At 72.5% G+C, this 10,224-nt stretch carries 9 protein-coding genes; 2 read left to right on the forward strand and 7 right to left on the reverse strand.

Going from position 1 to position 10,224, the window contains the following annotated elements:
• The 3 genes from HW445_RS09010 to HW445_RS09020 all read right to left on the reverse strand — a co-directional run.
• Positions 1–1,189, reverse strand: a 1,189-nt coding sequence (locus HW445_RS09010; protein ID WP_180220502.1) for a dipeptidase, incomplete at its 3' end; no start/stop codon positions are given.
• On the reverse strand, positions 1,186–1,713 hold the full coding sequence (gene purE / locus HW445_RS09015; RefSeq protein ID WP_180220503.1) for a 5-(carboxyamino)imidazole ribonucleotide mutase: 528 nt from the start codon (positions 1,711–1,713) through the stop codon (positions 1,186–1,188). The genes HW445_RS09010 and purE, both read right to left, overlap by 4 nt.
• On the reverse strand, positions 1,710–2,855 hold the full coding sequence (locus tag HW445_RS09020; protein ID WP_180220504.1) for a 5-(carboxyamino)imidazole ribonucleotide synthase: 1,146 nt from the start codon (positions 2,853–2,855) through the stop codon (positions 1,710–1,712). The genes purE and HW445_RS09020 overlap by 4 nt, the downstream gene beginning before the upstream one ends.
• Before the next feature lie 182 nt (positions 2,856–3,037).
• On the opposite strand from HW445_RS09020, the gene HW445_RS09025 reads away from it, so the two are divergent.
• Positions 3,038–3,556, forward strand: a complete 519-nt coding sequence (locus tag HW445_RS09025; RefSeq protein WP_180220505.1) for a GtrA family protein — start codon at positions 3,038–3,040, stop codon at positions 3,554–3,556.
• A 34-nt stretch (positions 3,557–3,590) separates the two neighbouring features.
• Here the strand turns inward: HW445_RS09025 and HW445_RS09030 are convergent, their stop codons facing one another.
• Together HW445_RS09030 and HW445_RS09035 are read right to left on the reverse strand one after the other, a co-directional pair.
• A complete protein-coding gene (locus HW445_RS09030) occupies positions 3,591–4,865 on the reverse strand; it encodes a HAMP domain-containing histidine kinase (RefSeq protein ID WP_180220506.1) in 1,275 nt (424 codons plus the stop codon).
• 12 nt (positions 4,866–4,877) lie between these two features.
• Entirely contained in the window at positions 4,878–5,555 is a 678-nt protein-coding gene (locus HW445_RS09035) for a response regulator transcription factor (RefSeq protein ID WP_151774515.1), read from the reverse strand.
• Positions 5,556–6,118: 563 nt separating this feature from the next.
• Between HW445_RS09035 and HW445_RS09040 the strand changes: the two genes are divergently transcribed.
• Complete coding sequence (locus HW445_RS09040; RefSeq protein ID WP_180220507.1) at positions 6,119–7,606, forward strand: peptide MFS transporter; 1,488 nt, start codon at positions 6,119–6,121, stop codon at positions 7,604–7,606.
• A gap of 667 nt (positions 7,607–8,273) precedes the next feature.
• Here HW445_RS09040 and HW445_RS09045 read toward each other — a convergent pair.
• Together HW445_RS09045 and HW445_RS09050 are read right to left on the reverse strand one after the other, a co-directional pair.
• A complete protein-coding gene (locus HW445_RS09045; RefSeq protein ID WP_180220508.1) occupies positions 8,274–9,362 on the reverse strand; it encodes a prenyltransferase/squalene oxidase repeat-containing protein in 1,089 nt (362 codons plus the stop codon).
• On the reverse strand, positions 9,359–10,114 hold the full coding sequence (locus tag HW445_RS09050) for a class I SAM-dependent methyltransferase (protein WP_180220509.1): 756 nt from the start codon (positions 10,112–10,114) through the stop codon (positions 9,359–9,361). Before HW445_RS09050 ends, HW445_RS09045 begins: the two co-directional genes overlap by 4 nt.
• Positions 10,115–10,224: the final 110 nt, after the last annotated feature.

Raw genomic sequence — 10,224 nt, forward strand, 5'->3', positions numbered from 1 at the left:
ACGCGTCGAGCGCCGTGATCGTCGCGTGGGACGCGGAGGTCGTGGACCTCAGGTCGCGGGCGACGGATTCCGCGTCGCCGAGGACGCGGACCGCGTTGTGCCAGGTGACCTTGGCGAGGTCCTCGCGGGACCAGCCGCGGTCGAGGAGCTCGGCGACCAGGTTCGGGTAGCCGGCGACGTCACGCAGCCCGTCCGGGGTGAAGGCCGTGCCGTCGTAGTCGCCGCCGATGCCGATGTGGTCGACGCCCGCCGCCTCGCGCATGTGGTCGAGGTGGTCGGCGACCGTCGACACCGTGGCCCGCGGACGCGGGTGGGCCTCCTCGAAGGCCCGGTGGACCTTCATCGCCTCCGGCGTGGTGTCCAGGTGGTGGAAACCGTGCGCCCGCAGGTTCTCGTCCGCCTCGACCGTCCAGTCCACCGCGGCCTGGAGGACGAACTTGGGCACGAAGGTGGCCATCGCGACGCCGCCGTTGGCTGGCAGCCGCTCCAGCACGTCGTCCGGGATGTTGCGCGGGTGGTCGCAGACCGCCCGGGCGGAGGAGTGGGAGAAGATCACCGGCGCCGCGGAGGCGTCCAGCGCGTCCCGCATGGTGGTGTCGGCCACGTGCGAGAGGTCGACCAGCATGCCCTCCCGGTTCATCTCCCGCACCACCGCGCGCCCGAAGGCGGTGAGCCCGCCGTGCAGCGGCTCGTCGGTGGCGGAGTCCGCCCAGTCGACGTTGCTGTTGTGGGTGAGGGTCATGTACCGCACGCCCAGCGCGTACAGCATGCGCAGCGCGCCCAGCGAGTTCTCGATGGAGTGGCCGCCCTCGGCGCCCATCAGCGAGGCGATGCGCCCTTCGGCGCGGGCGGCCTCCAGGTCGCCCGCGGTGTGCGCGGCGCGCAGGTCGCCGGGGTACCGGTCGAGGAGCTGCCGCACGCAGTCGATCTGCTCGAGCGTGGCGGCGAGCGGGTACGGCTGCTGGTACGGCACGTACACCGACCAGTACTGGGCGCCCACGCAGCCCTCACGGAGCCGGGCGAGGTCGGTGTGCAGCGCGGCGCTCTGGTCGGCCGCGATGTCCCGGGCGTCGAGGTCGTAGCCGACCTGCTCACGCAGCGCCCAGGGAAGGTCGTTGTGGCCGTCGACGACCGGGAACTCCCGCAGGAGTTCCCGGGCCGCCCCGAGGGAGTCCCCCGGGCCGCTCACCGGCCGTTCCCCGAGCCGTTGCCCATGGCCTTGGCGCGCAGCCGGCGGCCCTTCTCGGTGGCCTGGTCGTTGAGCTCCTGCTGGAACTCGCGCATCCGCTCCAGCAGCGCCGCGTCGTGCGTGGCGAGGATCCGGGCGGCCAGCAGGCCGGCGTTGCGGGCGCCACCGACGGACACCGTGGCGACCGGCACGCCGGCCGGCATCTGGACGATGGAGAGCAGCGAGTCCATGCCGTCCAGGTACTTCAGCGGCACCGGCACGCCGATGACCGGCAGCGGGGTCACGGAGGCGAGCATGCCCGGCAGGTGGGCGGCGCCGCCGGCGCCCGCGACGATCGCCCTGAGCCCGCGGTCGGCGGCCTGCTCGCCGTAGGCGACCATCTCGCGGGGCATCCGGTGGGCGGAGACGACGTCCACCTCGTAGGGGATCTCGAACTCGTCGAGGGCCTGGGCGGCGGCCTCCATCACGGGCCAGTCGGAGTCCGACCCCATGACGATGCCGACCAGCGGCGCTTCGCTGCTCATTCGGTGATGGTTCCCCTCAGGTAGTGGGCCGCGTGCGTGGCGCGCTCCAGGACGTCGTCCAGGTCCTCGCCGTAGGTGTTGACGTGACCCACCTTGCGGCCGGGCTTCACGTCCTTGCCGTACATGTGGATCGTGAGCTGCGGGTCCCGGGCCATGCAGTGCAGGTACGCCGAGTACATGTCGGGGTAGTCGCCGCCGAGGACGTTGACCATCACGGTCCACGGCTGGCGAGGGCGCGGGTCGCCGAGCGGGAGGTCCAGGACGGCCCGCACGTGGTTGGCGAACTGGGAGGTGACCGCGCCGTCCATGGACCAGTGGCCCGAGTTGTGCGGGCGCATGGCCAGCTCGTTGACGAGGATGCGGCCGTCGCGGGTCTGGAACAGCTCGACGGCGAGGTGGCCGACCACGCCGAGCTCCTTGGCGATGGTGAGCGCCATCCGCTCGGCCTGGAGCGCCAGGTCCTGGTCGAGGTCCGGGGCCGGCGCGATCACGGTGTCGCAGACACCGGCGACCTGGCGGGACTCCACGACCGGGTAGGCGACCGCCTGGCCGTGCGGGGAACGCACGACGTTGGCGGCGAGCTCGCGGACGAAGTCGACCTTCTCCTCGGCCAGCACCTCGACGCCGGCCTTGAAGGGCTCGGTGACCGCGGGGTCGTCGGCGCCCTTGATCACCCAGACGCCCTTGCCGTCGTAACCGCCGCGGACGGTCTTGAGGACGACGGGGAAGCCGTCGCCCTCCGCGGCGAAGGCCGCCACGTCCGCGGGGTCGGCGACGATGCGGTGCCGGGGGCAGGCCACACCGATCTCGGTGAGCCTGGCCCGCATCACGCCCTTGTCCTGGGCGTGCACCAGCGCGTCCGGGCCGGGGCGCACGGCGATGCCGTCCGCCTCCAGGGCCCGCAGGTGCTCGGTGGGCACGTGCTCGTGGTCGAAGGTGATGACATCGCAGCCGCGGGCGAAGGCGCGGAGGGTCTCCAGGTCGCGATAGTCGCCGATGACGACCTCGTTCACGACCTGGGCCGCGGAGTCCTGCGGGGTGTCACTGAGGAGCTTGAAACGGATGCCGAGCGGGATACCAGCCTCGTGTGTCATACGAGCGAGCTGGCCGCCGCCGATCATGCCGACTACCGGGAACGTCACGCGTCCAGGGTATCCGGCGCCGGGAGCGGCCCTCCTTCCCCTGCCGGAGGGCGGAAACCGGCCAGGCGTGTACCACCAGGGTTCGAATCGCGCACCCCCGTGCCGTTGCGCGCGCGACCGCGGAACGGGCGTGGTTAGCATGACTGAGTCGACGTCGATCACATGAACGGGGCTGGGCAGCGATGGGCAGTGAGCTTCTTCGCACCGCCGCGCCGGGCGGTCTCCGCCGCCGGGTGCGCGCCCTGTGGCGTGAGGTGGTCAAGTTCGGGGCGGTCGGCGGGGCGGGGCTGGTGGTCAACTTCGCCGCCTTCAACCTGCTGCTCCACATGGGGGTGCGCCCCGGCCGGGCCGGGGTCGCGGCCACCGCGCTGGCCATCGTCTTCAACTACGTGGGCTTCCGCTACTTCACCTACCGGGACCGTGACCGCGGTCACCGGACGCGGGAGATGACCCTGTTCCTGGCCTTCAGCGGCATCGGGCTGGTCATCGAGAACGGCGTGCTGTTCGTCGCCACCTACTGGATGGGCTGGGACACCCCGCTGCAGAACAACGTGTTCAAGTTCGCGGGCGTCGCGGTGGCCACGCTGTTCCGGTTCTGGTCCTACCGGACCTGGGTCTTCCGCGCCCTGCCCGACCAGCGGCCGCGCCCGTCACGCGTCCACCCGCAGGGGCGCGCCTCCGAGCGGGTCGGGCGGCCGTAGGGCCATCGCCCGCTCCCGTCCCCTCCCGTCCGCGTCAGCGGACCGTCGGCCCCGAGGGCTTGCGCGGCGGGCGCTCCGGCAGCGGGCGGCTGAGGAAGAGACCGAACACCGGCGGCTGCGCCTGGAGCATCTCCAGCCGGCCCCCGTCCGCCTCCGCGAGGTCCCGGGCGACGGCGAGGCCGATGCCCGTGGAGTTGTGCCCGCTGATCGTCCGCTCGAAGATCCGCGCCCCGAGGTCGGCCGGGATGCCCGGCCCCTCGTCCGTCACCTCGACGACCGCCTGGTTGCCGACCACCCGGGTGCGCAGCGCCACCGTGCCGCCGCCGTGCATCAGCGAGTTCTCGATCAGCGCGGCCAGCACCTGCGCGACCGCGCCGGGCGTGCCCATCGCCTCCAGGTGCCGCTTGCCCGAGGAGACGATGGCCCGGCCCGCGCTGCGGTAGGCGGGCCGCCACTCGGCGATCTGCTGGTGGATGACCTCGTCGATGTCGAACGAGACGGCGGAGCCGGTGCGCGGGTCGCGCGCGTTGGTGAGCAGCCGCTGCACCACGTCGGTGAGCCGCTCGACCTGGGTGAGCGCGATGGCGGCCTCCTCCCGCGCCGTCTTCAGGTCGTCGGTGAGGGTGATCTCCTCCAGTCGCATGGAGAGCGCGGTGAGCGGGGTGCGCAGCTGGTGGGAGGCGTCGGCGGCCAGCCGGCGTTCGGCGGTGAGCATCCGGCCGATGCGCTCGGCGGAGCCGTCCAGCACGTCCGCGACCCGGTCCAGCTCGGGCACGCCGTACCGCTTGTGCCGGGGCCGGGGATCGCCGGAGCCGAGGCGCTCGGCGGTCTCGGCGAGGTCGGTGAGCGGCGAGGCGAGCCGGTTGGCCTGGCGGACCGCCAGCACGATCGCGGCGACCACCGCGAGCAGCGCCACGGCGGCGATGATCAGCAGCGTGCGCCCGACCTCGCGGGTCACCCGGGAGCGGGGTTCCTCGACGCGGACCGTCTCGCCGCCCTCACCCCGGGTGGTGGCGTGGATGACGTCCCCGCCCGGCCGGTCACCGACCTCGATCGGCTTCCGGCCGGGGAAGGTGATCACCGCGTAGCGTCCCGCCTCCACCTGGTTCTCCAGGATGCGGGCGCTGACGTGCTCCTCCCCGAGGACACGGGCGTCGACGATGCTCGCCAGCCGCACCGCCTCGGACTCCACCCGCTCCTGGGCGCTGGCGCTGATGGTGCGGGTCTCCACCAGGACCAGGGAGACGCCGAACACGGCGATCACCACGAGGACCACGGCGAGCGTGGACTGGATCAGGCGGCGGCGCATGGGTGAAGGGTGTCAGCTCTTCTCGAAGCGGAAGCCGACGCCGCGCACGGTGGCGATGTAGCGGGGGTTGGCCGCGTCGTCGCCGAGCTTCTTGCGGAGCCAGGAGATGTGCATGTCGAGGGTCTTGGTCGACGACCACCAGGTGGTGTCCCAGACCTCGCGCATCAGCTGGTCCCGGGTGACGACCCGCCCGGCGTCCCGGACCAGGACGCGCAGCAGGTCGAACTCCTTGGCGGTGAGCTGGAGCTCCTCCTCGCCCATCCAGGCGCGGTGGGACTCCACGTCGATCCGCACGCCGTGGATGGCCGGCGGCTGCTGCGGCTCCGTGGCGCCGCGCCGCAGCAGGGCCCGCACCCGGGCGAGCAGCTCGGCGAGCCGGAACGGCTTGGTGACGTAGTCGTCGGCCCCCGCGTCGAGGCCCACCACGGTGTCGACCTCGTCGGCGCGCGCGGTCAGGATGAGGATGGGGACGCTGAGCCCCTCGGCGCGGAGCCGGCGGGCGACCTCCAGCCCGTCCATGCCGGGCAGCCCCAGGTCGAGCACGACCAGGTCCACCCCGCCCCGCACTCCGGCGTCGAGGGCGGACGGGCCGTCCTCGCGCACCTCGACCTCGTAGCCCTCCCGGCGCAGCGCGCGGGCCAGCGGCTCAGAGATGGACGAGTCGTCCTCGGCGAGCAGTACACGGGTCATGGGGTGATGGTAGTCCCGCCGTGACGGGAGCCGGAGCCCGCCGTCGCGGCGCAATTCCGGTGCGGGGCACGGCCCGGACCCACCCGGCGGCGCCCGCTCCCGCCGCCCCGCGGGTGACCTTCTGTCCCGGTCCGCCCCCGCCTGCCCACCCCGCTCCGTCCGTATTTCCACGGTATGAGAGGGTGGACGGGCCGCTGGAACCGTGCGGCGCGGACGACCCACAGAGGTGTGATCATCACCTCAGATGCCCCCTATATGCCCATTGACACGTGTTTCTCCTGTCTAATGGCTCTGGCCCCATGGGGCGGCTTCCGCGTCTCGCACCGGATTCCGCCCCTGTGCGCGGGCCGGTCCCCAGCCGGCCCGGTAAGAACCAGACCTGTGGCCGGGTCCCGTGCGCCGAGAGCGCGCGGGGCGTGGATCCCGGCGTCGTCCTCCCCGCTCCCTCCCCCACGGAGCAACCCTCCCCCACGGCGGGACCTGGGTGGACGACATCGGTGCCGGCCTCCCCCCACCGGGCGCGCCCCCATCCCCCGGCGCGTCCCGACCAGCAAGGAACGACCATGGCGTCCAGCCTGACGAAGTCCTCGCCCCCGTCCCACGGGGCCGAGAAGACTTTCTTCGGCCACCCCCGCGGCCTGGCCACCCTCTTCATGACCGAGATGTGGGAGCGTTTCTCCTACTACGGCATGCGCGCGCTGCTCCCGCTGTACCTGATCGCCGACGAGGGCCTCAACCTCGACGCCGGTACCGCGGTCGCCATCTACTCCGTGTACGTCGCCACGGTGTACCTGCTGGCACTCCCCGGCGGATGGTTCGGCGACCGCGTCTGGGGTCCCCGGAAGACGACGGCCATCGCGGCCGGCGTCATCATGGCGGGCCACCTGCTCCTGGCCGTCCCGATGGACGCCGTCTTCTACGTCGGCCTGCTCTTCGTCGCGGTCGGCTCGGGCCTGCTCAAGGCCAACATCTCCACCATGGTGGGCCACCTCTACAACGGCGCGGACGACCCTCGCCGGGACGGCGGCTTCACCGTCTTCTACATGGGCATCAACATGGGTGCCTTCGCCGCCCCGCTGGTGATCGGCACCGTCGGCCAGACCGTCGACTGGCACCTGGGCTTCGTGCTCGCGGCGGTCGGCATGGGTCTGGGCCTGGTCCAGTTCCTGGTCGGCACCAAGCACCTGGCCGCCGAGTCCAGCGTCGTCCCGAAGCCGCTGTCCGCGGCCGAGCGCGCCTCGACGCTGCGCAAGGCCATGTACTGGCTCATCGTCGCGGTCGTCTTCTACGGCATCGTCGGCGGCACCGGCCACTTCACGCTGAAGTGGGCCACGGTTCCGCTGCTCGTCCTCGGCCTGCTGATCCCGGTCTCCGTCCTGGTCCGCATCAAGCGCGACAAGGAGCTCACGGACACCGAGCAGTCGAAGGTCTCCGGCTACATCTGGTTCTTCGCCGCCGCGGCCGTCTTCTGGATGATCTACGACCAGGGCGGCTCGACGCTGTCGATCTTCGCCGACGAGCACGTGAACACCGAGGTCCTCGGCTGGGAGTTCCCGGTCTCGTGGTTCCAGTCGGTCAACCCGGTCCTGATCATGGCGCTGGCCCCGGTCTTCGCGACCATCTGGCTCGCCCTTGCCCGCAAGGACAAGGAGCCCAGCACGATCGTCAAGTTCGCCGGTGGTCTGGTCCTGGTCGGCATCTCCTTCTTCGTCTTCCTGCTGCCGCTGGTGGCGTCGGGCGACGGCAAGGTCTCGCCGTGGTGGCTGGTGCTGATCTACTTCTGCCAGACCGTGGGTGAGCTGCTGCTCTCGCCGGTGGGGCTGTCGGTCACCACGAAGATGGCGCCGGCGAAGTACGCCTCGCAGATGATGGGCGTGTGGTTCCTCGCCGTCACCGCGGGTGACGCGGTGACCGGGCTCGTCGCCGAGGCGGGGGTCGACCTGAACCGGACCGGGTTCGTGGCGCTGGAGGCGGCGCTGGCGGCGGTGGTCGGTATCGGCATCTTCCTCAACCGCGGCAAGGTCAAGCGCCTCATGGGCGACATCCGCTGACCTTCCCCGCACCCCGAAGGGGCCGTCCCGTCACACGGGACGGCCCCTTCGCCGTACCTCCCGCACCACCGCGCGGTGCGGGGGCCGTGCGGTGACGCCGCGGGCCCCCGTGCAGCCGTGCGGTTCCACCAGGCCCTTTCGCCGCCGGCACGTGCACCGCGCTCTTCCTCTTCAGTCCGCCCTGCGGCGGCACGCGGGCCGCGCGCTCTCCGCCTGCGCGCAGTTACCGCAGCGCGGCCCGCACATCCCGCCCTCCCGTGCTGCGGGCAGTCGTGCCGCTAAGGGCGATGGGGGTCCCCCCTGCTCGAGCGAAGTCGAGAGCTTGGGGGAGAGTGGGCGCAGGCCTCACGTACGCACGAGACGGCTCGCTCCGCGGAACGTAAGCCCCTCTGGGAAGGGGGCGGGTCGGGGGATGAACAGTGCTGTCCGCCGAGGTCCGGCTTGGGCGCGCCGCAGTGAGGTCACGTGCGTACGGCGCCGCCCGCTTGCGCGTGGTGGTGCTGACCGCTCGCCGCGGAGGGCGCCGTCCTGCGCCCGCCCGTGCCGCCCTCTGGGCGGCCCAGCCGCCCGCAGGGGGTGCGGCATGCGCCCGCAGGGGGGCGGGGAGGCGCCCGCAGGGGGTACGGACCGTGGGTGCGGAGCTGGCGGGGGTTGCGTAAGGGTGGGGTCAGGCGGTTTCGGGGGTGGGGTCGCAGCAGTCGGGGTCGAGACCCCGGGGGAGGCGGTCACCGCCGAAGACGGCACAGGTCGCCTCGTGCCCCCCGAGCGCGGCGACGGCCAGCAACAACGACCCCGCCGTCCAGCTCGTCAGCTCCGCCGGCCAGATCGCGCCGTCGTCGAAGACCAGCCCCGTCCAGTACAGCCCGGACTCCTCGTCCCGCAGGTGCTGCACGGCCTGGAGGATCTCCAGCGCCCGGTCGGACTCCCCCGCCGCCCACAGCGCGAGCGCGAGCTCGCAGGACTCGCCCCCGGTGACCCACGGGTTGGGGACGACGCACCGCACGCCCTTCCCGGGCACCACGAACTCGTCCCACCGGGAGGCGATCCGCTCCCGCGCCTCGGCGCCCTCCATGGCCCCGCCCAGGACGGGGTAGTACCAGTCCATGGAGTACCGGCTCTTGTCGAGGAACCGCTCGGGGTGCAGCCGGATGGCGTGCCGCAGCGCGCCCGCCGCCAGCTCCCAGTCGGGCTGCGGCTCCTCCAGCTGCTCGGCGACCGCGAGCGCGCACCGCAGCGCGTGGTGGATGGAGGAACTGCCGGTCAGCAGCGCGTCGTCCACCGCCGTGCCGTCGTCCTCCCGCTTCCAGCCGATCTGCCCGCCCGGCTGCTGGAGCCGCAGCACGAACTCGACGGCCGCGTACACGACCGGCCACATGCGGTCGAGGAAGGTGTCGTCGCCGGTGGACAGGTAGTGGTGCCAGACGCCGACCGCGACGTAGGCGACGAAGTTGGACTCGCGGGAGCGGTCGGTGACCTCGTCGTGGGCGCCGTCGGCGTAGGCGGCGTACCAGGAGCCGTCCTCGTTCTGGTGGCGGGCCAGCCACAGGTAGGCGCGTTCGGCGGCCTCGTGCTCGCCGGCCGCGTCGAGGGCCATCGCGGCCTCGGTGTGGTCCCACGGGTCGAGGTGGTGGCCGCGGAACCACGGGATGGCGCCGTCGTCGCGCTGCACGGCGAGCAGGCCGCGCACGGTGGCGGCGGCCTGCTCGGCGGTGAGCACCCCGGGAAGGACGAGGTGCTCGGTACGCGGGGTGGTCACTTCGGGTCCGTCCCGGAGGTCCCGGCGGCGGCGGCCGGCAGGTGGGGCTTGGTCGCGTAGGCCACGAAACTCTTGCCCATGACGGGGTTGAGGGCGCGCTCGGCGACCCGGGTGGCCAGCGGCTTCTTCATGATGTCCCAGACCAGCAGCTTGTGGTACGCCTTCACCGGCAGCGCCTTGTCGTTGTCCACGCCGAAGGCGCACTTCAGCCACCAGTAGGGCGAGTGCAGCGCGTGCGCGTGGTGGGAGCCGTAGGGGCGCAGGCCGGCCTCGCGCATCTTGGCGAGCAGCTCGTGCGCCTTGTAGATGCGGATGTGGCCGCCCTCGACCTCGTGGTAGGCGTCGGAGAGCGCCCAGCAGACCTTCTCCGGCCCGTAGCGCGGCACGGTGACGGCGATCCGCCCGCCCGGCTTGAGGACGCGGACCATCTCGGCGAGGACGCCCTTGTCGTCGGGGATGTGCTCCATCACCTCGGAGATGATGACGACGTCGAACGAGGCGTCCGGGAACGGCAGGTTGAGCGCGTCGCCCTCCATGGCGGTGGCGGTGGCGCCGGCCGGGGCCTCACCGGCCTCCTTCATGGCGGCGAACCACTTGGCGACCTCGCGGATCTCCTCGCCGTTGCGGTCCAGGGCGACGACCTGGGCGCCGCGCTTGTAGCACTCGAAGGCGTGCCGGCCTCCGCCGCACCCGAGGTCCAGGACACGGTCGCCCGGGGCGAGCGGGAACCGGGAGAAGTCGACGGTCAGCACGGGGTCCTGCTTTCGCGGTTGTGGCCGGTGGTGGGGGTGGGGGCGGCGGGCCCACGGCCCGGCCGCCGGCGTGCGACGGCCTCGCGGTAGTGGGCGACGGTGCCCTCGGC

Source organism: Streptomyces sp. UH6, from assembly GCF_013421635.1.
GTDB lineage: Bacteria > Actinomycetota > Actinomycetes > Streptomycetales > Streptomycetaceae > Streptomyces > Streptomyces abyssomicinicus.

Bases quoted from the DNA above. Each gene is read 5' to 3' on its own strand.
- purE (WP_180220503.1), bottom strand. From the start codon at position 1,713: ATGAGCAGCGAAGCGCCGCTGGTCGGCATCGTCATGGGGTCGGACTCC.
- HW445_RS09025 (WP_180220505.1), top strand. From the start codon at position 3,038: ATGGGCAGTGAGCTTCTTCGCACCGCCGCGCCGGGCGGTCTCCGCCGC.
- HW445_RS09030 (WP_180220506.1), bottom strand. From the start codon at position 4,865: ATGCGCCGCCGCCTGATCCAGTCCACGCTCGCCGTGGTCCTCGTGGTG.
- HW445_RS09035 (WP_151774515.1), bottom strand. From the start codon at position 5,555: ATGACCCGTGTACTGCTCGCCGAGGACGACTCGTCCATCTCTGAGCCG.
- HW445_RS09040 (WP_180220507.1), top strand. From the start codon at position 6,119: ATGGCGTCCAGCCTGACGAAGTCCTCGCCCCCGTCCCACGGGGCCGAG.